Below are 23850 nucleotides of genomic sequence, written 5' to 3' on the forward strand. Positions count from 1 at the left end.
TTGACGACCTTGGCCACGGTTTTGGCCTTGGGTTTGGAAGCAGCCTTTTTCATTGCAGCCATTTAGGTCTCCTGTGGATGGCGGTGCGAAACACGCCGCGAAATCTAGCACACGGTGGGCAAAAGTGTGAGGGTTTTCCGCGAAAAAGCCGTGGTTTTTGTGCTTTTTGTTCAGCGTAACGGCCAAGGCAACGGCAGCAGGATGTTGATGACTTGCAGCAGGATGAGCACCACGAGCGGCGAGAGGTCCAGTCCGCCGATGGTTGGAATCAGTCTGCGTGCCGGGCGCAGCAACGGCGCATTCAGGCTCCACAGCAGGCTCGCCACCGGATGGCGCGGTCCGGTGCTCACCCAGCTCAATATTGCCTCCACCAGGATGGTGAGAAAGTAGAGGTTCACCAGCACGAAAACCAGTTTGAGGAAAATCCACCAGATGATCCACGGCGCGGCCAGCGCAATGCCCACGAGCGCGATAACCAGTATCACGTTGATGATCTGCACGATGATGGCAAGCACCACGGCCGCGAAATCCAGTCCGCGCCAGCCCGGGACCACGCGCCGCAATGGCAGCAACAGGGGATTGGTGAGTTTGACGATGGCCTGACAGATGGGGTTGTAGAAATCCGCGCGCACCCACTGCAGCAGGAAGCGCAGCAGCACCGCGGCGGTGTACAACCCCAGCACCACGTTGATGACAAAGACCAGGGCTTCGGTCCCACGGCCGATCATGGTGCGTCTCCACCAAATTCACATGATAACTCCACGCCGCGATCGCGTGCCGCGGTGAGCGCCTGGAGGAAAAGCTCGTGCATACCCGCTTTTTCCAATACGTTGAGCGCGGCGAAAGTAGTGCCCCCGGGTGAGGCGACCTGCCTGCGCAGGTCAGCTGGTGCTGCTCCAGATTCGCGCGTCCTGCGTGTCGCACCATAAGCGGTTTGTAGTACCAGCGCACGCGCCAACTCCGGCGCAAGGCCGAGTTTACGACCGGCGGTTTCCATCGCCTCCATGACCAAAAAGAAATACGCCGGCCCACAGCCGGACACGGCCGTAACCGCATTCATGTGATTCTCGTCGTCCACCCACAGTGCCAGGCCTACGCTCTTCAGCATGCATTCCACGCAAGCGCGTTGTTCCACCGTGACGAACCGATTGGCATACAACGCTGCGGCACCCTCGCCGATAAGCGCCGGAGTGTTCGGCATGACGCGCACGATGGCGGCGTCATACCCGAGCCAGCGGCGGATGTCCGGTTCGCGGATGCCCGCGGCAACCGAGACAATCAATGGCCGCGTGCGCGCCAGCGCCGCGGCCAGCGCTTGGGTCGCTGCACGCATCTCTGGCTGCCTGATTGCAAATACCACGACGCTAGCATCCGCGATCGCATGCAGATTGTCCGTAGTTGTCATGACACCGAACTGCTGTTGCAGGGTTTCGCGCTGCCGGGCATCGGGATCAGCGGCGCAGATATCCGCTCCGACGAAGTCGCGTCGCAACAGGCCGCCAATAAGACTGCGCGTCATGCTGCCGGCACCGATAAACGAGATGCGAGGGTTGAAGTTCACGCGGTGCTCCCGTCGGACAAGAGCCGCATAGGATAGCGGCGGGCGGTTATTTCAGGAACGTTTTGCCGCACGCGCGCCAAAAATCGCCGTACCCAGGCGCACCAGCGTGGCGCCTTCCATGATCGCCGCCTCGAAATCCGCAGTCATGCCCATGGACAGGGTATCGAGCATGTAGCCGCGGACATTCAGCATTTCCAGCAGTTCGCGCAGCCGGCGGAACGGCGTGCGCTGTTTTTCCCGATCGGTTTCCGGCGCAGGAAGGGTCATCAGGCCGCGAAGGTGCAGGCGCGGCAGGCCGGCGACATATTCAGCAAGTGCCGCCAGTTGTCCCGGTGAGATGCCGGACTTGCTGGCTTCGCCGCCGAGGTTGACCTCGATGCAGACGTTGAGCGGTGGGAATGCGGTAGGGCGCTGATCGTTTAGGCGCTGGGCGATTTTTCGCCGGTCTACGGTGTGCACCCAGTCGAAATTTTCCGCCACCAGCCGGGTCTTGTTGGCCTGCGGCGTACCGATGAAATGCCAAATTACTCCGCTGAGCGGTCCCGGATCTCGCCGTTTCGCCAGCGCTTCCTGCACGTAGCTTTCGCCGAAATCTTTCTGGCCGGCCGCCCGTGCGGCGATGAGGGCCTCGACCGGCTGCGCTTTGCTGACGGCCAGCAGGCGCACCGCGCCCGGGTCGCGCCCGGCGCGGTTCGCAGCAGCCAACATGCGCGCGTGCACCCGGGCCAAGTTTTGAGCAATGATTTCCGGGGTTGCAGGCGTCATGCGGGTATGGGTATTGTTGCGCTCGGGCGGGTTACGGCGACCGGGGCCGTCAGGCGTTTAGCTATACTACATTTACCGTGCAGTGACGGCCGTCCGCCGGCCCAGCGCCGGGTACGCTGATACCTCCAGGGGAGTGCTATGGCTTTTGATATTTCCCAGTTGCTGACTTTCAGCGCAAAGAACCGGGCTTCGGACCTGCACATCTCGGCGGGGGTGCCGCCCATGATCCGCGTGGACGGCGACATGCGACGCATCAACATGCCGGCGCTGGAGCACAAGGATGTGTACGACATGATCTATGACATCATGAACGACAAGCAGCGCAAGGACTTTGAAGAGTTTCTGGAGTGCGATTTCTCGTTCGAGATTCCCAACCTTGCGCGCTTTCGCGTCAATGCCTTCAACCAGCAGCACGGCGCGGCGGCCGTATTCCGCACCATTCCATCCAAGATCCTGACCCTCGAGGATCTCAACTGTCCCAAGATTTTCGTGGAAATCGCCCAGCAACCGCGCGGTCTGGTGCTGGTTACCGGGCCGACGGGCTCGGGCAAATCCACGACGCTCGCGGCCATGGTCAATTTCATCAATGAAACCGAATTCGGCCACATTCTGACGATTGAGGATCCCATCGAGTTCGTCCACGAGAGCAAGAAGTGCCTGGTCAACCAGCGCGAAGTGCATCGCGACACGCTGGGATTCAACGAAGCCCTGCGCTCGGCGCTGCGCGAAGACCCGGACACCATCCTGGTGGGCGAGATGCGCGATCTCGAGACCATCCGTCTGGCGCTCACCGGCGCGGAAACCGGGCACCTGGTATTCGGTACCTTGCACACCAGTTCCGCGGCCAAAACCATTGACCGCGTGGTGGACGTGTTCCCGGCGGCCGAAAAAGACATGGTGCGTGCCATGCTTTCGGAATCCCTGCGCGCGGTGATTTCGCAGTCGCTGTGCAAGAAGGTCGGCGGTGGGCGCATGGCGGTGCACGAAATCATGATCGGCACGCCTGCGATCCGCAACCTGATCCGCGAGAACAAGATCGCCCAGATGTATTCCGCCATTCAGACCGGACAGGCCAGCGGCATGGTCACACTGGATCAGAATCTTTCGGAAGTGGTGCGCAAGGGCATGATTACCAAGGACGAGGCGCGAGTGTACGCGGTCAACAAAGATGCGTTTGTCTGAGTAGGGTTCTCCGGAGCGAGCCATGGAAAAAGATCAAGCCATCAAATTCATGCAGGATCTGTTGCGCGCTATGGTGGGGCGCAAGGGCTCGGATCTGTTCATCACCACGGGGTTCCCGCCGGCCATCAAGGTGGATGGCCAGGTGAGCGCCGTGACCGAGAAAGCGCTCACGGCGGAACAAGCCGGCATGCTGGTGCGCGCGATCATGAACGACCGCCAGTCCAAGGAATTCGATGCCACCAAGGAATGCCAGTTTGCCATCAGTCCGCCGGGCATCGGGCGCTTCCGTGTGAGCGCCTTCGTGCAGCAGGGGCGCACGGGTGCGGTGTTGCGTACCCTGAATACCGAGATTCCGGATTTCGACAAACTCGGCCTGCCGCCGGTGTTGAAAGACGTCGTCATGGCGAAGCGCGGCATCGTGATCTTCGTGGGGGCGACCGGCTCGGGCAAGTCCACCTCGATTGCCTCCATGATCGGACACCGCAACAAGAATTCCAAGGATCACATCATCACCATCGAGGATCCCATCGAGTTCGTGCATCCGCACATCAACTGCGTGGTCACGCAACGCGAGATCGGCGTGGACACGGAGTCCTGGGACATCGCGCTCAAGAACACCCTGCGCCAGGCGCCGGACGTGATTTTCATCGGCGAAATCCGCGATCGTGACGCCATGGATTACGCCGTGGCCTTCGCCGAAACCGGCCACTTGGTGCTGTCTACGCTGCATGCCAACAGCACGAACCAGGCGCTCGACCGCATCATCAACTTTTTTCCGCCGGAGCGCCGCCAGCAACTGCTCATGGACTTGTCGCTCAACATCCGCGCGTTGATCTCGCAGCGCCTGATCCGCCGTCAGGGCGGCAAGGGCCGGATTCCGGCTGCGGAAGTCCTGATCAACACTCCGTATATCGCGGACCTGATCTTCAAGGGCGATGTGTCCGGGATCAAGGAGATCATGGCCAAGTCAGGCCAGCTCGGCATGCAGACGTTCGACCAGTCGCTGTTCCAGCTCTTCGAGCAAGGCCTGATCAGCTACGAGGACGCCATCCGCAACGCCGATTCCCAGAACGAGCTGCGCCTGCGCGTCAAGCTTGAAAGCAAGCGCGAGAAACGCTCGCTGGAGGAAGGCATCGAGGATTTGAGCATCATCGATCCCGGCCGCGGCCAGAAATTCTAAGGCACGGCCCTGGGCTGGCCACAAACAGCGGATACCTCATGGACCTCAGTCCCTATCTCAAGCTCATGGTCGAGAAGAAGGCCTCGGATATCTATCTCACCAGCGATTCACCGGTGAAGATCAAGATCGAAGGCCACCAGATGCCGGTCGGCAAAACCAAGCTGACCGCCGACATGGTGCGTGAAGCCGCCTACGGCATCATGAATGAAAGGCAGGCGCGTGCCTTCGAGGTCAAGCACGAATCCGACTTCGCGATTGTCGAGGAAGGCACGGGGCGCTTCCGCGTCAACGTATTCCTGCAGCGCGGCCAGGTGGCCATGGTGTTGCGCTATATCCCGTCGGACGTGCCGCTGCTTGCGGACTTGGGACTGCCCGAGGTGCTCAAGGAACTCATCATGCAGAAGCGCGGCCTGATTCTGGTCGTGGGCGCCACCGGTTCCGGCAAGTCCACCACCATCGCTGCGATGATGCGCTACCGCAACGAGAACGAGGCTTCGCACATCCTCACCATCGAGGATCCCATCGAATACAACCATACGAACGCGCAGTCCATCATCAATCAGCGCGAGATCGGCCAGGACACGCTGTCGTACGCCAATGCACTCACGCAATCCTTGCGCGAGGCGCCGGACATTGTGGTGATCGGCGAGTGCCGCGACCGCGAAACCATGGAATCCGCGATTCAGCTCGCGGGCACCGGCCAGTTGGCGATTTCGACGCTGCACGCGAACAATGCGCACCAGACCATGGACCGCATCATTAACATGTTCCCGGACCAGATGCACAAACAGTTGCTCCTGGACCTGTCTATCAATTTGCGCGCCATCGTTTCGCAGCGCCTGGTCATGGGCAAGCAGGGGCGGCGCATCGCGGCGGTGGAAATCATGGTGAACACGCCGCACATCGCCGATCTCATCCTCAAGGGCAAGATTGACCTGATCCGCGAGGCTATGGAAGAAAGCTCCGAGCCCGGCATGCAGTCTTTCGATGAAGCGCTGCACCGGCTTTACAAGGACGACCGCATCGGGATGGAAGAAGCCCTGCGCAATGCGGATTCGCGCGCCAATCTCGAGGCCAAGATCAATTTCGGTTGATGGCGCGGTAAAGCGCAGACTGTTTGGGGACAACGCGCGGGGGGGTCATGAGCTGGAAGTCCATTCCGCTGTTCTTTGCGTTTGGTGCTTTGGCGCTGGTTGCGGCGCAAGCGGCCGATACCACCGTGCCGCCGGTGCAGGCGTTCTTTTCCTATCCGCAGATTTCAGATGTCCAGATTTCGCCCGACGGAAAATATCTCGCCATGGTGGTGGCGGATGACGAGACCGGCGAGAACCGCAAGGTTCTCGCGATAATCGGAACCGACGATCGGAAGCCCAAGGTGAATTTCAGGGTGGCCGCCACACGCGAAATCTGGAAGTTCTGGTGGGCCAATGATCAGCGTGTCCTGATCGCGACTGCTACCCGGACGGGCGCCCTGTCAGCTGCCATACCGGATGGCTCTCTGTATGCAATTAACGTGGATGCGACCCAGTCTATGCAACTTCTTGGGCGCATGCCTAACAAGAACGTTGCGCAGACAGCCGGTGACAAGCCGGTACCGGATTCAACTGCACAATTCACACATATCCGGCGCAATGAAGCCGATAAAGGTCCCCAGAAGGAATACATGTTCGATGGAATGTTGTTCATACCTAATAGCAATGCCCGCCACGTGCTGGTTGATGGATGGGCAACAGACAGTACGCGCATGCAGGCATTGGATGTGGATGTCTACTCCGGCGATGTTCGGGTGGTGACTACTTCGCCGACCTATGGCGGTGGCTTCTTGGGTGACGCGAACGGACAGGTGCGGCTTGCGTGGGGTGTGAAGAAACTCAATGGGGATTCACAGCTCTTTTACCGCGATGCCGGAGACGCCGCCAATTGGCAGGATATAAGCGCGCTTTACAAAGGCCTTGACCCAGCAGACGAAGAAACGGGCCCGCTGGGTATGGCTCAGGATGGCAAGACGTTTTACTGGCGTGGCCGCACAGCGGACAGCACAATCGGGCTGTTCAATGTCAATCCGGCGGACATGAGCAAACAGCTCTTGTATTCCAGCGCTAACTTTGACGTAGCCGAATACATCTACGGTGATTTTGCCGATAACCGGCATAAGATCATCGCGGTGGAAACCTACCCTGGCCTGCCACAGCTGCATGTCATCGATCAGAAAGACTCTGAAACCGCAGTGTTGCTGGCTCTGAGACAGGCGTTCCCTGGGCAGGAAGTCAACGTTACAAGCGCGACCCGGGACGGCGCATCGATGATCGTGTACGTCGGGAGCGACCGGAACCCAGGCGATTACTATCTGTTCAACCGCAAGACCCTTAAAGCGGACATTCTATTCAGTACGCTGGACCAGATCGATCCGGACAAGATGGCTGTCATGCAGCCCGTGACCCTGCAAGCCCGGGATGGCCTCACGCTCCATGGCTACCTCACTGAACCGCGAGGGAAACCGTCAGAGAAGCTGCCGCTTATCCTGTTACCGCATGGCGGGCCGCACAACATGCGCGATTTCTGGGGTTGGGATCCGGAGGTTCAGTTCTTCGCGAGCCGTGGGTATGCAGTGCTGCAGGTGAATTTTCGTGGCTCGGGCGGTTACGGTCTGAAATTCCAGAGCTTGGGTTACCGCAATTGGGGCACCACCATGCAGGACGACCTGGCGGACGCAGTGGAATGGGCCGTGAAACAAGGCATCGCCGACCCGAATCGTATCTGCATATATGGAGCAAGTTACGGCGGCTACGCGGCGTTGGAGAACGTGATCCGCTTTCCTCGTTTATACAAATGTGCAGCCGGCTACGTGGGCGTTTATGATTTGACTCTGGAAGCGAAATACGGTGACGTGCATCGCTCCGCCTACGGCCGTAATTACCTCGAAATCGTAAACGGAAATAATGAACTTGAGTTAAAAGAATATTCACCGGTTTTCAATGCGGCCAGGATCAAGGTGCCCGTGTTCATCGCTTATGGGGGCAAGGATCAACGCGTGGTGCCGGATAACGCGGAAGAGCTTATGGCCGCCATGGATGCGGTGGGCAAGAAATATGAAGTCTTGTTCTACCCGTACGAGGCGCACGGTTTCAGAAAGCCGGAGGATCGATTCGAACTTTATACGCGCCTGCTCGCTTTTTTCGACAAATACATCGGACGCCATACCGGCGCCGCGCCTTCGCGTATCGGCACAATGCCGGGTGTGACGCGTTAAATATGGCTCTCAGGTTCCTTCGCAAACAAGGGCACTAGGGAGGTAATGACTATGAACGTTTCTCGGTCAATATCGATTTCAATGCTGGCTGGATTGCTAGTGTTACTCGCAGGTTGCGGCCTGGATCCCGTGCAGCCGGATCAGGAGATTACGCTTCAGCCTGGTCAGGGCATCGCCGCCGTGGTTATCGACTCGCTGGATCCGCTCAACGCGTTCTACATCAAGTCCGCTGACAACGACAAAGCACCCCCCATCAAGATTCAGCATGTGGATGTAGGTGTACATCTTTATATTTTCATCGTGCCGGCTGGTAGCTATTGCGTAACCCGTTTCAGCTCCGGAAATTACTCCATCACCCAGGACGATCCGAAGCACGGGGTGTGTTTCTATGTCATCGCCGGCAAGATTGCCTACAGCGGTAACCTTGCGCCACGCGGCTATAACGGCAAAGTGTACGTGGATCAGAATTATGAATGGAGTGCTTTCCAGAAGATGCTGAAAGACCAGTATCCCAAACTTGCTGGCTATCCTGTCGTTACTCCATGAGTAGGCAGGCCGTGGGAAGGTGGGTGCCTTGTATGTCTTTAATTGATTAACGACGTTCCCGATCTAATCTGCTGGAAACACCGCCGCGCCGTCGAATACCGGGCCGTCCACGCACACGCGTTTCATCGCTGGCCCTTCGAGCGTGCGTACCTCCACCGGGCAACCGGCGCAGCCACCCACCGCGCAGGCCATGAATTCCTCGAGCGAGACCTGGCTCGGCAGGTCGAACTCCTGGGCGAGATGCGCCGCGGCTTTCAACATCGGCGTGGGACCGCATGCAAAAACTTCGGTTTCAGCCAGGGCTTTCTTGTTGAGTCCGCGCAACCAATGGCGTGCCAGCTCGGTAACGTAACCTTGGTAGCAGCCGGCATAGCCTTGCAGGCTCGCAAGGCGGCTGGGAATTTTCCATTCCTCCATGAGCGGCATGCCGGCCGTCACGCCTTGGGGCATGGCTGGTAGAGCAATGGCCGACGCTCGCGCCGCAAAGGGAAACGGCACCTCCGAGCCCATGAGCACCAGCGGCTGCCAGCGCGCACGCGCGTCGGCGCGCAGCGTTTCGGCCAGGAAAATCATCGGCGGTATTCCCACGCCGCCGCCGATCAGCAGCGTGCGCGGACGTTCGGCGTGCGGCACGAACGGCCGGCCTATGGGCCCGAGCAGGCTGATGCGGTCGCCGCGCCGGCGTTGCGCGAGCAGTCGGCTGCCTTCGCCCACCACCTTATATAGGCATTCCACCCAACCGTCCGCCGTGGATGCGCGCATCACCGACATCGGCCGGCGCATGGGCAGCGCCGCGTCACAATTCAGATGCACGAAACAACCTGGCTGTGCGGCCGCCGCACAACGCGGCGCCAGCATGCGCAACTGGTATTGCTGGCCGGCGAACGCTTCCTGCTCGAGAACCGTTGCGTCCTCCAGAAAGATCGTGCCGCGATGCGGTTTGTCGGGCACGCGTTTTCCGGCGGGCAGGGTGGCGCTCATTTCTGCAGCAGCGTTGCCAGCACCGCCATGCGCACCGCCACACCGTTGGTAACCTGTTCGCGGATGACCGACTGCTGGCCGTCGGCCACCTCCGGCGCGATCTCCACGCCGCGGTTCATGGGGCCGGGGTGCATGACGATGGCGTCGCGCTTCGCGAGCTTGAGGCGCGCTGCGTCCAGACCGTAGCGGCGGAAGTAATCGTGTGCGTCGGGAAACAAGCCCGCCTGCATGCGCTCTTTCTGGATGCGCAGCATCATCACCACGTCGGCGCCCGCGATTGCCTTGTCCGGATTGGTAAATCGCTCGCCTTCCAGATCCTCGGGCAGCAGCTCAGCCGGGCCGGCGTAGCGGATGTCGCGCGTGCCCAGCATGCGCAAAGCCTGTACCGCCGAGCGCGCCACCCGCGAATGGCGAATGTCGCCGATGATGGCGACCGCAAGGCGGTCAAAATTCTTTTTGTGCTGGCGGATGGTGAACACGTCCAGCAATCCCTGTGTCGGGTGCGACACGTGCGCTTCGCCGGCACTCACCACGTGCACCTGCGGCAGTGCGTGCTGCGCCAGCGTTTGCAGCACGCCGGGTTCCCGGTGCCGCACGACGAACAGGTCGGTGTTCATGGCCTGCAACGTGTAGAAGGTGTCAAGAGGCGACTCGCCCTTGACAGTCGAGGAGAACGCCATGTCGAGCGTCAGGACTTCGGCGCCCAAACGTCGCGCCGCCAGTTCGAATGAGGCACGCGTGCGCGTGCTCGGTTCAAAAAACAGATTGACGATGGTTTTGCCACAGAGCAAGGCGTGCTGGCGCACCGGCTCACCGGGGGGCACGCGCAATTCGGCGGCGCGCTCAAGCAATGCCAGCAGCACGGCCTGCGGCAAACCCGCAAGCGTCAGCAGGTGTTGCAGGCGTTGCGGTGGCTCAGCGTGCTTGCCAGTCATGCGGAGTTAGTTGTGCTTGTTCGATGTTGCGAGTGAAACCAGCTTTCCAGGATCACGCAGGCGGCGGCGCAGTCTATGTCTTCGCGGCGCACGCGCCTGCGGCCCTGTTGGCGCAATTCCCTGAGACGCGCTTCGGCCTCCTTGGACGACAGGCGCTCGTCAACGGTCAGCACCGGACAGGGATAACGCCGTTCAAGTTCCGCCGCGAAGGCACGTGCACGTCTTGTGATGTCCTGTTCACCACCGTGCATAGTATACGGGAGTCCCACCACCAGCCGGTCCGGCGCCCATTCCTTTATCAACCCGTCGATCAAGCTCCAGTCCGGTACGCCATCCGTCATCTTCAGCACCGTCACCGGCGTGGCGCTCGCGCTCAGAGTCTGTCCGACGGCTACGCCGGTGCGACGCAGGCCGAAATCAAAGCCGAGCGCGCGCAACGCGCCCTCAGGCATGCCCGGCATCACCCGAGAGCAATGCGATGTCCACGCCGATCAGGCGCGCGGCCGCTTGCCAGCGTTCCGCCACCGGTGTTTCAAAAATGATGCGCTTGTCCGCCGGCGTGCTTAGCCATGAGTTGGCCGCGAGTTCGCTTTCCAGCTGTCCCGCACCCCAGCCGGCATATCCCAGCGCTACCAGGGTCCGGCTGGGTCCCTCGCCGCGTGCCAGCGCGGCCAGCACGTCACGCGAGGTGGTCACACATAGACCGCCCAGCTTGAGGCTCGAATCCCAGGCGCCGGGGGGTTCGTGGATGACAAAGCCGCGGTCGGTCTGCACCGGCCCGCCCTGAAACACCGGATACTGCGCCAGCGTGGGGTTATCCACGGTGATGGAAAGCTGCTTGAAGATATCGCCCAATACCACACTACTCGGACGATTGATGACAATGCCGAGCGCGCTGCCGGCGCTGTGCTCGCACACGTACACCACGCTCTGCTGGAAATTGGGATCGTTGAGCGAGGGCATCGCCACGAGAAAATGATTGCCGAGAAAGTCCTGCACCATGCGGATAGTATCCGCATGACCCGCACAGTGCACAAGCGTCAATGCGGTGCGGGCAGTTTCAGGCCGCTGCGCTGCGTGTCCAGGCGCCCGCTGTTGAAACGCCATACGTACACAAAGCGCAGCACGTCGGTGTCCTTGCGGAAGCTCGCGGGAAACGGCGCGAACGGCGCCGCCATTTTCACGATGTGGATTGCGGACTGGTCGAGCAGCGGATAGCGCGAGGGTTGGGTCAATATCAGGTGACGAATGCTGCCATCGGCATTCAAAGCAACTTCGAGCGCCAGTGAGCCGGACAAATGTTCGGCGCGGATCTGTGGCGGGAAGTTGAGATTGCCGATGTGCTCGACCTTGCGCCGCCAGGCATCCAGATATTCGGCATAACGCGAAGCGCGTGCATTCACGGACACGAATGCCTCGCGCGGCGTCGGGCTGGTGGCGAGCGGCAACTGTACGGGATCGTCGGTAGGCATGAGCGCGTCGTCACCCTGCGTGAGCAGGCGTGCGACCAGTACGCGCGCGCTCGGGCTTTGCGGGGAGGGGGTGGCGCGCGCATTGGCGTAGTGAGCGGTGTAGGCGGCGGTCGTCACTGCGGTGTGTTGATTGTCGGCGACGCTGCTCAAGCCATGCGCGTCGCTTGCACCCCGGCCGCGCCCGGGATTGCTGAGCAGGTCTTCGCCTTCCGGCAGGCCGGGGTTGTTGGCCGCCGCGGGCATGGACAACGGACTCTGCGGCCGCACCAACTTCTTGGTGTTGCCCTGGCCCTGTTGATTCGCCTGCGCGATGTAATCCGCCTGCGACGGCGGCACCACGCTGCGGGTTTGCACCAGCGTCACCTCCAGGGTGGAGCCGCCACCGGGTTTGTCCGCGGTGAAGCCGATGCCGAGAATCACGATGGCATGCACCAGCACGGCAAAAAACAGCGTGGTGATGAGGCGGTCGCGCGCTGCGATGTGAGGCGTCTGCGGCACGGCGGCGTTCATGTGCGTGAAACCCCGCGACGCTTGCGCGCGATAACATCCATCAATTGGCCGGCGATATCCAGGCCGTAGAGTTTGTCGAGCTCGCGTGCGCAAGTGGGACTCGTGACATTGATCTCCGTCAGGTAATCGCCGATGACATCCAGGCCCACGAACAGCAAGCCTTTCTGCCTGAGTGCCGGAGCCACTTGCTCGCATATCCAGCGGTCGCGCTTGCTCAAGGGCACGCCCACGCCGTGTCCGCCGGCGGCGAGATTGCCGCGCGCTTCGCCCGGCGCCGGGATGCGCGCCAGGGCGTAGGGCACCGGCTCGCCATCAATCAGCAGGATGCGTTTGTCGCCTTCGCTGATCTGCGGCAAGTATTGTTGTGCCATGCCGAGGCGCGTGCCGTTGTCGGTCAGGGTCTCGAGGACCACCGAGACGTTGGGGTCGTCGTGCGTGAGCACGAACACCGAAGTCCCGCCCATGCCGTCCAGCGGTTTCACCACGATTTTGCCGTGCGCGTGCAGGAAGGCGCGCATTCTCCCCATGTCGCAGGTCATGAGCGTGGGCGGGCAACACTGCGGGAACCACGCGGTGTAGGCCTTCTCATTGGCGTCGCGCAGCGCCTGTGGACGGTTGACCACCAGCAGCCCGGCGTGCTCGGCGCGCTCCAGGATGTAGGTGCTGTAAATGTAGTCCATGTCGAAGGGCGGATCCCGGCGCATCAGCACGACGTCCAGCGCAGCCAACGCCAAGTCCTGTGATTCGCCCCATTGAAACCAGTTCTGGGACGTATCGCGTACGCTCAACAGGCGGCTGCGGGCGCGGGCCTCCCCGTCCCGGAGGTACAGGTCCTGAGGCTCGAAATAATGCAGCGCCCAGCCGCGGGTCTGCGCTGCGAGCAGCATGGCAAGCGTGGTGTCCTTGGCGGGTTTGATGGACCCGATGGGATCCATGACCACGCCGAGTTTTATGTTTGCCTGAGGCATGCCATACCTGTCAGCCGTGAATCCCGGGAACCTAGGTAAAGTCTCATTGCTTTCAATGGATTAAGGTGTGATTTTATGCTAAAACTTTCAATAGCGCGCCCTCCAGAACGAGCGTCAGCCGGCCGGCTTCGGCCTGCCGGACGCTTTGCGGGACCGGGGGCCCGGCGGTATCCAGCATGGCCGCGGGCTGGCGCGCGGGTTGCGGTTAATATGGCGCGCCAAACGGGTGTGGCACTGCGCCCGGCGGTGAGTCATGGGTGGGAGGTTCGAGTGGCCAGCAAAAATGCCGACGGCGATCTCAAGGGCCTCAAGGTCCTGGTGATCGATGACAGCAAGACTATTCGTCGCACCGCAGAAACGTTGCTGGCGAAGGAAGGCTGTGAAGTGCTCACCGCGGTGGACGGATTCGAGGCGCTGTCCAAGATTGCCGACCACAAACCGGACATCATTTTCGTGGACATCATGATGCCACGCCTCGACGGCTATCAGACTTGCGCCCTGATCAAGCACAACCAGACTTTCAAGCACACGCCGGTCATCATGCTGTCCAGCAAGGACGGGCTGTTTGACCGCGCGCGGGGTCGCATCGTGGGTTCCGAACAGTATTTGACCAAGCCGTTCACTAAGGATGAGCTGGTGAACGCGATTCATCACCATGTGCGCCGACCGGCAGGCGGCCAACAGGTGTCTGGCAACGCGTAATTTGGAGACAGGCAAAAATGGCAACCGTACTCATCGTTGACGATTCCCCCACCGAAGTGCACGTGCTCAAGACGTGGCTGGAAAAAAACGGTTTTGCGACCATTTCCGCCGAAAGCGGCGAAGAAGGCATTCGCAAGGCACGCGAGGAAAAGCCCGATGCCATCATCATGGACGTGGTCATGCCCGGCATGAGCGGTTTTCAGGCCACACGTCAGTTGTCCAAGGACCCGGACACTTCCGGCATACCCGTGGTCATGGTAACCACCAAGGATCAGGAAACCGACAAGATCTGGGGCATGCGTCAGGGCGCAGTCGCGTACCTGCCAAAACCGGTCACCGAAAAGCAGGTGGTCGACAAGATTCGTGAAGTCACCCGTCCCTGAACATGACTACCGCACTCGACGAACTGCGCGCGCAACCATTCGAACTCCTGCAGGAGCTCGAACGCCGCAGCCGTGTCGTGGCGTCGGGCCGCGGTCGTGAGAGCGGCAGTCAGGAAGAATGGGTCGGTGTGGGATTTCGCGTGGGAGATATTTTTCTGGTGGCGGCACGCACCGAGGTGCGTGAAGTGCTGCCGTTCTCGGGCATCACCAAACTGCCGGGGGCCAAACCCTGGCTGCTGGGATTGGCGAATGTGCGCGGACAGTTGTTGCCGATCACCGATTTGAATGCTTTCTTTGGCGGCACACCGACCAACATCGGGCGCAACGCGCGGGTCATCATGGTGAATCACCCGGACATTCCCGCCGGGCTGCTGGTGGATGAGGTGCGTGGATTCCGGCGCTTCGTCGCGTCTGAACAGGTGTCGGCGATGCCGGACATCTCGCCGGGCATGATGCCGTTCATCGGCCGCGCCTACGACGCCGGCGACCAGATTTGGGGAGTGCTGGGAGTACAGGCGCTGGTGGAAAGCCAGACGTTTCTGGACGCGGCGCGCTGATGATGCAGGGTGCTGCGCAAGCGGGTTTTTAAATTGAATTTGGCAGGGTGATCAACATGGCTGTGACACAGAAACGTTCCTACAAGGCTTTGTATCTGCTGCTGATACTGGCGCTGATTCTGATCGGCTTGGCGGTCTGGAACATGGTGATGGTAGGGCGCAATTCCGCCCAGGACGCCCGCTTCACGGCGCTGATCACGCGCCAAGCCGTGCAGTCGCAGCTGCTGGTGCAAACCGCGGATCAGGCTCTGGCCGGCAAGCATGGCGCCTTTCAGGGCCTGCTGGACATGCGTCAGCAATTTGATAGCGGCATCAACATCCTGCAGAAGGGGGATGTGCAGAGCGGCCTGCCTGCGGCCAGCGGCGATACCTTGTTGGAAGTCAATGTGCTGCAGCAGCAGTGGCAAAAGGCGCGCACCGCATTGGAGCCGATCCTTGCGGGCCGTGACGCCATTCTGGCAGCGAATCAGGCCGCCGCTGCCGTCAATCAAAACATGCCCGGCCTGCTGCAGTCCTGGAATACCCTGGTCAATGATCTGGCGCGGCGCGGCGCGGGCAATACGCTGGTGTACGCGGCCAAGCAACCGTATTACGGGCAGCTCATCCAGCGCGATCTCAATCTGCTGGTGAGCGGCGGCAACGGGGACGCGGCCTCCCTGAAGCAGGAGCTGCCGGATGCCATCCAGAATTTCAACCGCATCACCCAGGGTACGCTGGTGGGCGACGCGCCGCTCGGCATGACCGCGGTTACGGATCCAGGCCTGGGTGCGCCGCTGCGCGATATCAAGAACCAATACGACAAGTTTGGTGCCAGCCTGCGCGCCCTCAGCCCGATGATCGGTTCACTGGTAGAGGCACGCCAAGCCAACCTCAGCCTGCATGATCTCGGCGGCCAGATGCTCACCACCACTCAGGCCATCGCCACCAGCTACCGCGACCAGATTGGCGGGCGCCTGTATCACCCGTACCTGGGCTACATTCTCGGCGCCTTCGGCCTGCTGCTGCTGTTGATTATCCTGTGGCGCTACGTGCTCAGCGGCGACGCGCGCCGCGCGGCCAGCCAGCAGCAGCAACAAACCGAGCGCAACCAACAGGCCATTCTGCGACTGCTGGACGAACTCGGCTCGCTGGCTGACGGCGACCTTACCGTGCAAGCCACCGTGTCGGAAGACATCACCGGAGCGATCGCCGACTCCATCAACTACGCGCTCGAGGCGCTGCGCGGCCTGGTGCGCACCATCAACGACACCGCGGTGCAGGTGGATGCCGCTGCGCGCCACACGCAGGCCACCGCCACGCATCTGGCCGAAGCGTCCAAGAACCAGAGCAAGCAGATTATTACCGCATCCACCTCCATCACCCAGATGGCGCACACCATCGAACAGGTGTCCGTGAACGCCGACCGCTCCGCCAAGGTGGCGCAACAGTCCGTGGACATCGCCCACAAGGGCGGCGAAGCGGTGCGCCGCACCATTGACGGCATGAACAACATCCGCGAGACCATCCAGGAAACCTCGAAGCGCATCAAGCGTCTGGGCGAATCCTCGCAGGAAATCGGCGACATCGTGGAACTCATCAACGACATCGCCGAGCAGACCAACATCCTGGCCTTGAACGCCGCCATTCAGGCGTCCATGGCCGGCGAAGCGGGTCGTGGATTCGCGGTGGTGGCGGACGAAGTGCAGCGGCTGGCGGAACGCTCCGCCAACGCCACGCGCCAGATCGAAGCGCTGGTGAAGACCATTCAAACCGATACCAACGAAGCGGTGATCTCCATGGAGCAATCCACCGCCGGCGTGGTGAGCGGGGCGCAACTGGCCGAAAACGCCGGCACCGCGCTCAACGAAATCGAGAAGGTAGCCAACAACATCGCCACGCTGGTGCAGAACATCTCCAATTCCGCGCGCCAGCAGGCCCAGACCGCCGGCGAGATGACGCGCACCATGAACGTGATTCGCGAAATCACGGCGCAGACCACCGAGGGAACCCTGGCGACCGCGCAGTCCATCGGCAAGCTCGCGGCCCTGGCCACGGAGATGCGCAAATCCGTGGCCGGCTTCAAGCTGCCGACGAGCGTGGGCCAGGAAACCACGATTATTGCGCCGTCCCAGGAAATGCAGAGCAGCGCCGCGTGAAGGCGCGCTGAAGCGGCACCTCATCCATGAGCCAGCCTGCCTCCGACTCGCTGTTGTGGATCAAGAACGAGCTTGATCACACGCTGGCGCGCGCCCGCCAGGCGCTCGAAGCGCATGTCGAGCGGCCCGGCAATGCCGAGGCGCTGGATCAATGCCTGGATCTGCTGCATCAGGTGCAGGGCACCTTGCGCATCGTCGAGGTGTACGGCGCGGCCATGTTGGCCGAGGAAATGGAATCCGTGGTGCGCGGCATCAAGTCCGGCGAGGTGCAGCGCAGCGATGCGGCCTTCGAGGTGCTGGTGCGCGCCATGCTGCAGTTGCCCGATTACCTGGAGCGGGTGATCGGCGGACGGCGCGACATGCCGCTCGCGCTGTTGTCGCTGCTGAACGATCTGCGTACGGTGCGCGGCCAGCCGCTGTTGTCGGAGAGCGCGCTGTTTGCCTACAACCTCGCGGGACGTTCCGCGAGCGTGGTCGGGCACTCCGCGGTGGCGCGCAGCGTGGACATTCGCAGCCTGGCCGTCAAGCTGCGCCCCAAGTTCCAGATGGCATTGCTCGGCTGGTACAAGGGCGATAAGGCCGAGCAGCACCTCACCGCCATGGCGGAGGCGGCGGAAAAGCTCGAGCAGGCGGCGACCACGCCGGCGGTGTTCGAGCTGTGGTGGATTGTCGGCGGCGTCATCGAGGGTCTGCGCGAAGGCGGCATCCAGGCGGATGTCAGCCTGAAGCAGCTTCTCGGCCAGGTTGACCGGCAAATCAAACGCCTCATCGACCGCGGCGAGGCCCCGCTCACCGAAGATCCGGCCAAGGAACTGGTCAACAATCTCCTATATTACATCGGCCGCGCCACCAACAAGGGCCAGCGCATCGGGGCCATCAAGGAATCCTTCAAACTCGGCGAGCTGCTGCCCGCCGCGGGCGAAGTTGAATCCGCGCGCGAACAGATTGCCGCACCCAATCTGCAATTGATGCGCACGGTGTCCAGCGCCGTCAAGGAGGACATCACGCGCATCAAGGACACCCTCGACATCTTCGTGCGCATGGGCAAATCCGGCGTGGCAGAACTCGGCCCCCTGGATCCGCTGATGAAGAAGGTCGCGGATACGCTGGGTGTGCTCGGGCTGGGGCGGCTGCGCGAATCCCTCGAATTGGAGCGTGTCAATCTCAAAAAAGTGCTGGGCGGCCAGCGCGTTGCTGACGAAGCCACGCTCATGGAAATCGCGAGCGGCATTGTGAGTGTCGAGGGCCGGCTGGAAGCGGCCATGCTGGGCCTGGTTGCGCCCGCACCCTCGGGCAAGGCCGCAGACGAATCCCGCTCCGAGCGCTCCGAGTTGCAGGATGTGCAAAATGCCGTCATCCGCGAATCCATCATCAACCTGGCGCGCATCAAGGAAGCCATTGTTGAATACGTGAATGATCCGGCCAAGTCCAAAAGCCTGCAGCCATTGCCGGCGCGCATCCGCGAAATCCAGGCGAGCCTGAGATTCCTGCAACTCGAGCGCATGGCCGTGGTGCTCGAGAGCGTGCGCCAATATATCGGCCGTCGCCTGCTCGCCCAATCTGCCGCCCCCGGACAGAACGAGCTCGACTGTATGGCGGACGCCATCGTGAGCGTGGAGTTTTATCTGGAAGCCATTCAGTTGGGGCGCGGCAATTTGGTAGCCATGCTGGACAATGCCGAAGCCTGTGTGACCGCCCTCGGGTTCCCCGTAGGGCGCATGTATGAGGACGATATCCCGCCGCCCGCCGGCGCGGTGCAGGCGGAATCCACGTCCGTGGAATCCTCGGTGATGGAGGCTGACAGCATCGTCATCGAGCCGGTGCGCACCGTCGCCATCGAGAGCGTGGTGATTCCGCCTGCCGAAGCACCGGCCTTGGCACCGGAGCTGGAAGCGCAAGCGCCGGGGTCCAGGTCCGCGCAGCCATCCGCCGCCGGTCCCGCGGTGGTACCGCTGGGCGAAGTGGATCCGGAAATCCTGCAAATCTTTCTGGAGGAAGCCCAGGAGGAAATGCAGACGCTGCGCGACAATTTCCCGCGCTGGCGTTCCAATCCCGCGGACCGTGAAGCACTGACCACGGTGCGGCGCTCGTTCCACACGCTCAAAGGCAGCGGTCGCATGGTGGGCGCCCGCCTCATCGGCGAGTTCGCGTGGTCCTTCGAGAACATGCTGAATCGCGTGATTGAACAGACCATCGAGCCATCGGACGACATGTACCGTCTTCTGGAGCGCGGGATCGCGGCATTGCCGGAACTCGTGGCGCAGCTCGAATTCGGCAGCGCGCCGCGCAGCGACATCGCTCCGCTCATGGATACCGCCACGGCATTCAGCCGCGGCGAGCGCCCGGAGTTGCCTCCGGTCGCGCCGCCCGCGGGAGCTGCGCCGGCCAAATCCGCGGCGCCGGCACACCCGCGGCGTCCCGCAGCGAGTGCCGTAGTGGAACCGCCGGCCGCCACGCCCGCCGATGCGCGACTGCAATCCATTTTTGCACGCGAGTCGGAAGGACATCTGGCGGTGTTCGCGGCTTTCCTGGAGCGTGCCCAAGCCGATGCCGAACAGCGCGTGCCAGACGAAGACGTGGTCCGCGGCATGCACACGCTGCACGGTAGCGCCTCGATGGCCGGAGTTACCGGCCTCGCGACGATGATCGAGCCGGTGCAGCATTACCTCATGGACATGAGTGCGCACGATAGCGCCGTGCCCGAGAGCGGCCTCAAGGTTCTGGACGAGGTGCTGGAAGCGGCTCACCGGATGCTGGCGACCTTCAATGCCGGAAGCAAAGTTCCCGCCGCGGACGCGGCGCTGCTGAAGCGCGTCGTCGCGGCCCTGCAGCCGCCGGCACCTGCGGGCGCACGCGCAGCTCCGCGCAAGCGTGAACGGGCCATGCATGTCGAAAAACCACGTTACGTGCAGCTTTCCGAACTCAAGGATTACGATCCCGATCTGGCCGCGATCTTTTTCGAGGAAGCCAGCGAACTGCTGGAAGCCACTGACGGCACGTTGCACCAGTGGACGCAAAAGCCCGGCGATCCGGAACTGGTGATGCAGTTGCAACGCAATCTGCACACCATCAAGGGTGGTGCGCGCATGGCCGGCCTCGCGCCCATGGGCGACCTGAGCCATGAACTCGAGACCGTGCTCACCGGCGTGGTGGACGGGCGCATCCCCGTGTCCACCGAATACATGGCCTTGCTGAATCGCGCGGTGGATCGCCTGCATCGCATGCTCGAGCAGAGCTACGCCAACAAGCCGATGCTGGATGCCGGCGATCTGGTGGCGGAATTGCGTCAGGTGCACGGCGATCACGCGGACGCGGAACCGGAGCCGCGCAAGGCGGCCACGCAGCGTGAACCCGTGCCCACACCTGCTGCCGAGCCCGAAGACGTGTCCGCCGCCGAAGCGGCGCTGGGCGGCGACAGCGACCGGCGCGGTGGCTCGCGCATCCAGCATGAACTGGTGCGGGTGCGTGCCGATCTGCTGGAAAACGCGCTCAATTACTCCGGCGAGGTCGGCATTTACCGTTCGCGCCTGGAGCAACAGGTGCACTCCATCAACTTCAACCTCGCGGAGCTCGAGCAGACCGTGGTGCGTCTGCGCGACCAGTTGCGCAAGCTGGAAATCGAGACCGAGGCGCAGATCCTTTATCAGTTCCAGCAGGAAGGCGGCGACCGCGATCACCCCGAATTCGATCCGCTGGAACTGGATCGCTATTCGCTGCTGCAGCAGTTGTCGCGCGCTCTGGGCGAGTCCACCGGCGACTTGGTGAGTCTGCAGGGCCTGCTGCGCAACCAGGCGCGTGAAGCGGAAACCCTGTTGTTGCAGCAATCGCGGGTGACCACGGAACTGCAGGACGGACTGATGCGTACGCGCATGGTGCCGTTCTCGCGGCACGCGCAGCGCCTGCGCCGCGTCGTGCGCCAGACCGCCGACGAATCCGGCAAGCAGGCCGAGATCCGCTTCCAGGGTGCCGAAGGCGAAATGGACCGCCAGGTGCTGGAGCGCATACTGGCACCGCTCGAACACATGTTGCGCAACTCCGTGGTGCACGGCATCGAAAAGCCCGAGCTGCGCCGGCAACACCACAAGCCCGCGGCCGGTACCGTCACCATCGCCCTCAGCCGCGAAGGCTCGGAAGTGGTGATCGAGGTCTACGACGACGGCGCCGGGCTGGATTTGCGCGCCATCCGCGCCAAGGCGGAAGAACTGGGCATGGTGGCGCGCGGCGCCAAGCCCAGCGAACGCGACATCATGAACTACATTCTGGAGCCGGGATTCTCCACGGCCGCCAAGGTCACGCAAACCGCCGGGCGCGGCGTGGGCATGGACGTGGTGGCCAACGAAATCCAGCAACTGGGCGGCGCCCTGCGCATTGATTCCACGCCCGGGAAAGGCGCCAGGTTCACCATCCGTCTGCCGTTCACCCTGTCCATCACCCAGGCGCTGCTGGTGACCATGGCGGAACAGCCCTACGCCATTCCCTTGCCGAGCATCGAGGGCATTGCGCGCATTCCGCGTCCCGAACTCGAGCGTCTGCTGGCAAACGAGGCACCGGTTTACACCTACGGCGGCCGGCATTACCAGCTGCAGCATTTGTCCGTGTTGCTCGGCATCGGCGCGCCGCAGTTCCCCGACGAATTGACCACCGTGCCGCTGCTGCTGGTGCGTACCGGCAACGCCAACCTGGCCTTGATTACCGAAGGCATGCAGGGCAGCCGCGAGGTGGTGGTGAAATCAGTGGGTCCGCAGGTGAGCAGCATCCGCGGCCTGTCCGGCGCCAGTATTCTCGGCGACGGCAGTATCGTGCTGATCCTCGACGTCACGGCCTTGAGCCGCCGCCTCACGCAGGCCGCGGAACTGCAGGAGCGCGAACCGCCGAAAGCAGACACCCGCATCTTTGCCATGGTGGTGGACGACTCCATCACCGTGCGGCGTGTGACCCAGCGCCTCCTGGAACGTTTCGACATGCGCGTGTTGACCGCCAAGGACGGCGTGGATGCGCTCGCGCTGTTGCAGGAGAACCACCCCGACGTCATGCTGCTGGACATCGAAATGCCGCGCATGGACGGCTATGAACTCGCGCAGCACATGCGAAATGATGAGCGCTTCAAGGATGTGCCGATCATCATGATCACTTCGCGCACCGGCGAGAAACACCGCAACCGCGCGCTCGAGATCGGCGTCAACAAATACCTGGGCAAGCCCTTCAAGGAAAACGAGTTGCTGGAGACCATCCAGGCACTGGTGGGGCGCTTGCGCCCGCAACACGGCCGCAGGGAGTGAGTGCCCATGCCACAAGCGCTTGAGGAACTCTACAGCCTGCTGATCCCGCTGGCCGGCGAGAAACTCATCCTGCCGCGCCTGTCGGTGGCCGAAGTCATGGGTTACGCGCGCCCGCTGCCGGTGCGCGGCTCGCCCGACTGGCTGCTGGGGCTGACGACCTGGCAGGGCCAGGAAATCCCGCTGGTTTCCTTCGAGGGCCTGTGTGGGCGCAAGATCCCCGAGCGTGCCAATCGCACGCGCATCGTGGTGCTGTACAGCATCGGCACAAAGATGGACCCGCCGGTATTGGCGCTCATGACCCAGGGCTATCCCTATCTGGTGCGCGTCAACGCCTCGGTGCTGGGCACGGATGACGAGGACAGTTACAGCGATGACATCCCGGTGCTGTGCCGCGTGCGCATGGCCAACGAACGGCCGGTGATCCCGGATCTGGAAGCCATCGAAGACAAGGTGCTGGCCGCCATTCCACAGCGGCGCGCGCGCAGCGCCGGCGATGCGCGCGATTTGAATTCCTAAGCCAGATCCCCCCAACGGGCCTGCAGCAGACTCAGGGCCACCAGAGCGGCGGTCTCGGTACGCAATACGCGTGGCCCGAGCTGCACCGCGGTAAATCCAGCGCGCTGCGCCGCGGCGCTTTCCGTCTCGCTCAGCCCACCTTCCGGTCCGACCAGCAAGCGCACCTGATTTTGCGCCGGCGCGGCCAGCGCGTGCAGCGTCACATCGGCCGCGGGATGCAACAACAAACTCAATCCGCCCCGCGGTGGTGTCGCGAGGAATTCGTTGAGTGTCCGTGAGGCAGCGACTGGCGGCACGCTCACACGGCCGGACTGTCCGCAGGCGGCGATGACCAGTTGCTGCCAGTGCTGCTGTTTACGCGCCGCCTGTTTTGCGTCCAGCCGCACTACGCTGCGTTCGGTCAGCACCGGGATGATTTCCGCGACTCCCAGTTCCACGGCTTTTTGCAGCGTGTAATCCATGCGCTCGGCGCGGGAAATGCCCTGCGCAAGCGTAATGTGCAACGGGGACTCGCTGCGTGCTGCGTGTTCGACTGCAATGGATATGCGCGCACGGTGATTTTCCGCGCTGTCGAGACGTGCCTCAAATTCGCGCCCGGAACCATTGAACAGGATTAACGGCGCACCAGTCTTGAGCCGCAGCACCGTGAGCACGTGTTTGGAAGCGCCCGGCTCCAGCAGCAGCGATTGCTGCGGCGCAAGCGGCTGGGGCGTGTAGATGCGGGGAATGTGCATGGCTTAAAGAATGTGAGGGGTGAGGAGTCAGGAGTGAGCTGTCAAGATAAGAAGATTGACAGAAAATGAATCAACGTCAACACTTTTGTACGCCTCACGCCTCACGCCTCACGCCTCACGCCTCACGCCTCACGCCTCACGCCTCACGCCTCACGCCTCACGCCTCACGCCTCACGCCTCACGCCTCACGCCTC

Annotated in this window: 21 protein-coding genes; 11 read left to right on the forward strand and 10 right to left on the reverse strand. The window is 62.2% G+C overall.

Translation table 11 applies throughout. From position 1 onward, the window contains the following. Nucleotides 1-170: 170 nt before the first annotated feature. From VJR90_00110 to VJR90_00120, 3 genes are read right to left on the reverse strand one after another with little or no spacing between them, the layout of a single operon-like run. Entirely contained in the window at nucleotides 171-728 is a 558-nt protein-coding gene (locus tag VJR90_00110) for a YggT family protein (protein HKV95883.1), read from the reverse strand. Beyond that, on the reverse strand, nucleotides 725-1561 hold the full coding sequence (gene proC, locus VJR90_00115) for a pyrroline-5-carboxylate reductase (GenBank protein HKV95884.1): 837 nt from the start codon (nucleotides 1559-1561) through the stop codon (nucleotides 725-727). Before proC ends, VJR90_00110 begins: the two co-directional genes overlap by 4 nt. A gap of 51 nt (nucleotides 1562-1612) precedes the next feature. Beyond that, nucleotides 1613-2326, reverse strand: coding sequence for a YggS family pyridoxal phosphate-dependent enzyme (locus tag VJR90_00120; GenBank protein HKV95885.1), 714 nt, complete (start codon nucleotides 2324-2326; stop codon nucleotides 1613-1615). Nucleotides 2327-2464: 138 nt separating this feature from the next. On the opposite strand from VJR90_00120, the gene VJR90_00125 reads away from it, so the two are divergent. From VJR90_00125 to VJR90_00145, 5 genes are read left to right on the forward strand one after another with little or no spacing between them, the layout of a single operon-like run. After that, a complete protein-coding gene (locus tag VJR90_00125) occupies nucleotides 2465-3508 on the forward strand; it encodes a type IV pilus twitching motility protein PilT (protein HKV95886.1) in 1044 nt (347 codons plus the stop codon). Between the two features lie 22 nt (nucleotides 3509-3530). Then, complete coding sequence (locus VJR90_00130; GenBank protein ID HKV95887.1) at nucleotides 3531-4688, forward strand: PilT/PilU family type 4a pilus ATPase; 1158 nt, start codon at nucleotides 3531-3533, stop codon at nucleotides 4686-4688. A 38-nt stretch (nucleotides 4689-4726) separates the two neighbouring features. Then, nucleotides 4727-5782: a PilT/PilU family type 4a pilus ATPase gene (locus tag VJR90_00135; GenBank protein HKV95888.1), complete on the forward strand. Its 1056-nt coding sequence runs from the start codon at nucleotides 4727-4729 to the stop codon at nucleotides 5780-5782. Between the two features lie 47 nt (nucleotides 5783-5829). After that, the gene (locus VJR90_00140) at nucleotides 5830-7938 is read left to right on the forward strand and encodes a S9 family peptidase (GenBank protein ID HKV95889.1); all 2109 of its coding nucleotides are present in this window, start codon (nucleotides 5830-5832) and stop codon (nucleotides 7936-7938) included. Between the two features lie 45 nt (nucleotides 7939-7983). Beyond that, nucleotides 7984-8484: a hypothetical protein gene (locus tag VJR90_00145; protein HKV95890.1), complete on the forward strand. Its 501-nt coding sequence runs from the start codon at nucleotides 7984-7986 to the stop codon at nucleotides 8482-8484. A 63-nt stretch (nucleotides 8485-8547) separates the two neighbouring features. Here VJR90_00145 and VJR90_00150 read toward each other — a convergent pair whose 3' ends face one another. Genes VJR90_00150 through gshB form a run of 6 tightly spaced genes read right to left on the reverse strand, consistent with a single transcriptional unit; the run spans nucleotide 8548 to nucleotide 13350 of the window. Further along, on the reverse strand, nucleotides 8548-9465 hold the full coding sequence (locus VJR90_00150; GenBank protein ID HKV95891.1) for a dihydroorotate dehydrogenase electron transfer subunit: 918 nt from the start codon (nucleotides 9463-9465) through the stop codon (nucleotides 8548-8550). Beyond that, nucleotides 9462-10400, reverse strand: coding sequence for an aspartate carbamoyltransferase catalytic subunit (locus VJR90_00155; protein ID HKV95892.1), 939 nt, complete (start codon nucleotides 10398-10400; stop codon nucleotides 9462-9464). The genes VJR90_00150 and VJR90_00155 overlap by 4 nt, the downstream gene beginning before the upstream one ends. Continuing rightward, complete coding sequence (ruvX, locus tag VJR90_00160; protein HKV95893.1) at nucleotides 10397-10852, reverse strand: Holliday junction resolvase RuvX; 456 nt, start codon at nucleotides 10850-10852, stop codon at nucleotides 10397-10399. Before ruvX ends, VJR90_00155 begins: the two co-directional genes overlap by 4 nt. Next, the gene (locus VJR90_00165; protein ID HKV95894.1) at nucleotides 10845-11402 is read right to left on the reverse strand and encodes a YqgE/AlgH family protein; all 558 of its coding nucleotides are present in this window, start codon (nucleotides 11400-11402) and stop codon (nucleotides 10845-10847) included. Before VJR90_00165 ends, ruvX begins: the two co-directional genes overlap by 8 nt. Before the next feature lie 38 nt (nucleotides 11403-11440). After that, nucleotides 11441-12382, reverse strand: coding sequence for a TonB family protein (locus VJR90_00170; protein HKV95895.1), 942 nt, complete (start codon nucleotides 12380-12382; stop codon nucleotides 11441-11443). Next, nucleotides 12379-13350, reverse strand: a complete 972-nt coding sequence (gene gshB, locus VJR90_00175) for a glutathione synthase (GenBank protein ID HKV95896.1) — start codon at nucleotides 13348-13350, stop codon at nucleotides 12379-12381. The genes VJR90_00170 and gshB overlap by 4 nt, the downstream gene beginning before the upstream one ends. 270 nt (nucleotides 13351-13620) lie before the next feature. Between gshB and VJR90_00180 the strand changes: the two genes are divergently transcribed. Genes VJR90_00180 through VJR90_00205 form a run of 6 tightly spaced genes read left to right on the forward strand, consistent with a single transcriptional unit; the run spans nucleotide 13621 to nucleotide 22922 of the window. Continuing rightward, nucleotides 13621-14052 (forward strand): response regulator, encoded by a 432-nt coding sequence (locus VJR90_00180; GenBank protein ID HKV95897.1) that lies wholly within the window; start codon nucleotides 13621-13623, stop codon nucleotides 14050-14052. Nucleotides 14053-14069: 17 nt separating this feature from the next. Further along, nucleotides 14070-14435 carry a response regulator gene (locus VJR90_00185; GenBank protein ID HKV95898.1) on the forward strand — a complete coding sequence of 122 codons (366 nt, stop codon included), beginning with the start codon at nucleotides 14070-14072 and terminating at the stop codon, nucleotides 14433-14435. Between the two features lie 2 nt (nucleotides 14436-14437). After that, complete coding sequence (locus tag VJR90_00190; GenBank protein ID HKV95899.1) at nucleotides 14438-14992, forward strand: chemotaxis protein CheW; 555 nt, start codon at nucleotides 14438-14440, stop codon at nucleotides 14990-14992. A gap of 56 nt (nucleotides 14993-15048) precedes the next feature. Then, the gene (locus VJR90_00195; protein ID HKV95900.1) at nucleotides 15049-17127 is read left to right on the forward strand and encodes a methyl-accepting chemotaxis protein; all 2079 of its coding nucleotides are present in this window, start codon (nucleotides 15049-15051) and stop codon (nucleotides 17125-17127) included. Nucleotides 17128-17153: 26 nt separating this feature from the next. After that, nucleotides 17154-22406 carry an Hpt domain-containing protein gene (locus VJR90_00200; protein HKV95901.1) on the forward strand — a complete coding sequence of 1751 codons (5253 nt, stop codon included), beginning with the start codon at nucleotides 17154-17156 and terminating at the stop codon, nucleotides 22404-22406. Nucleotides 22407-22412: 6 nt separating this feature from the next. Further along, the gene (locus VJR90_00205) at nucleotides 22413-22922 is read left to right on the forward strand and encodes a chemotaxis protein CheW (GenBank protein ID HKV95902.1); all 510 of its coding nucleotides are present in this window, start codon (nucleotides 22413-22415) and stop codon (nucleotides 22920-22922) included. On the opposite strand, the gene VJR90_00210 is transcribed toward VJR90_00205, so the two are convergent. After that, nucleotides 22919-23656, reverse strand: coding sequence for a 16S rRNA (uracil(1498)-N(3))-methyltransferase (locus VJR90_00210; GenBank protein HKV95903.1), 738 nt, complete (start codon nucleotides 23654-23656; stop codon nucleotides 22919-22921). The two genes, VJR90_00205 and VJR90_00210, sit on opposite strands and share 4 nt — an antisense overlap. Between the last annotated feature and the right edge of the window lie 194 nt (nucleotides 23657-23850).

Source organism: Gammaproteobacteria bacterium (assembly GCA_035279405.1).
Taxonomy (GTDB): domain Bacteria; phylum Pseudomonadota; class Gammaproteobacteria; order Natronospirales; family REEB76; genus REEB76.

Coding starts and splice junctions, on each gene's coding strand:
- VJR90_00110 (HKV95883.1), bottom strand. CDS start 728: ATGATCGGCCGTGGGACCGAAGCCCTGGTCTTTGTCATCAACGTGGTG.
- VJR90_00120 (HKV95885.1), bottom strand. CDS start 2,326: ATGACGCCTGCAACCCCGGAAATCATTGCTCAAAACTTGGCCCGGGTG.
- VJR90_00125 (HKV95886.1), top strand. CDS start 2,465: ATGGCTTTTGATATTTCCCAGTTGCTGACTTTCAGCGCAAAGAACCGG.
- VJR90_00130 (HKV95887.1), top strand. CDS start 3,531: ATGGAAAAAGATCAAGCCATCAAATTCATGCAGGATCTGTTGCGCGCT.
- VJR90_00135 (HKV95888.1), top strand. CDS start 4,727: ATGGACCTCAGTCCCTATCTCAAGCTCATGGTCGAGAAGAAGGCCTCG.
- VJR90_00140 (HKV95889.1), top strand. CDS start 5,830: ATGAGCTGGAAGTCCATTCCGCTGTTCTTTGCGTTTGGTGCTTTGGCG.
- VJR90_00145 (HKV95890.1), top strand. CDS start 7,984: ATGACTATGAACGTTTCTCGGTCAATATCGATTTCAATGCTGGCTGGA.
- VJR90_00150 (HKV95891.1), bottom strand. CDS start 9,465: ATGAGCGCCACCCTGCCCGCCGGAAAACGCGTGCCCGACAAACCGCAT.
- VJR90_00155 (HKV95892.1), bottom strand. CDS start 10,400: ATGACTGGCAAGCACGCTGAGCCACCGCAACGCCTGCAACACCTGCTG.
- ruvX (HKV95893.1), bottom strand. CDS start 10,852: ATGCCTGAGGGCGCGTTGCGCGCGCTCGGCTTTGATTTCGGCCTGCGT.
- VJR90_00165 (HKV95894.1), bottom strand. CDS start 11,402: ATGGTGCAGGACTTTCTCGGCAATCATTTTCTCGTGGCGATGCCCTCG.
- VJR90_00170 (HKV95895.1), bottom strand. CDS start 12,382: ATGAACGCCGCCGTGCCGCAGACGCCTCACATCGCAGCGCGCGACCGC.
- gshB (HKV95896.1), bottom strand. CDS start 13,350: ATGCCTCAGGCAAACATAAAACTCGGCGTGGTCATGGATCCCATCGGG.
- VJR90_00185 (HKV95898.1), top strand. CDS start 14,070: ATGGCAACCGTACTCATCGTTGACGATTCCCCCACCGAAGTGCACGTG.
- VJR90_00190 (HKV95899.1), top strand. CDS start 14,438: ATGACTACCGCACTCGACGAACTGCGCGCGCAACCATTCGAACTCCTG.
- VJR90_00195 (HKV95900.1), top strand. CDS start 15,049: ATGGCTGTGACACAGAAACGTTCCTACAAGGCTTTGTATCTGCTGCTG.
- VJR90_00200 (HKV95901.1), top strand. CDS start 17,154: ATGAGCCAGCCTGCCTCCGACTCGCTGTTGTGGATCAAGAACGAGCTT.
- VJR90_00205 (HKV95902.1), top strand. CDS start 22,413: ATGCCACAAGCGCTTGAGGAACTCTACAGCCTGCTGATCCCGCTGGCC.
- VJR90_00210 (HKV95903.1), bottom strand. CDS start 23,656: ATGCACATTCCCCGCATCTACACGCCCCAGCCGCTTGCGCCGCAGCAA.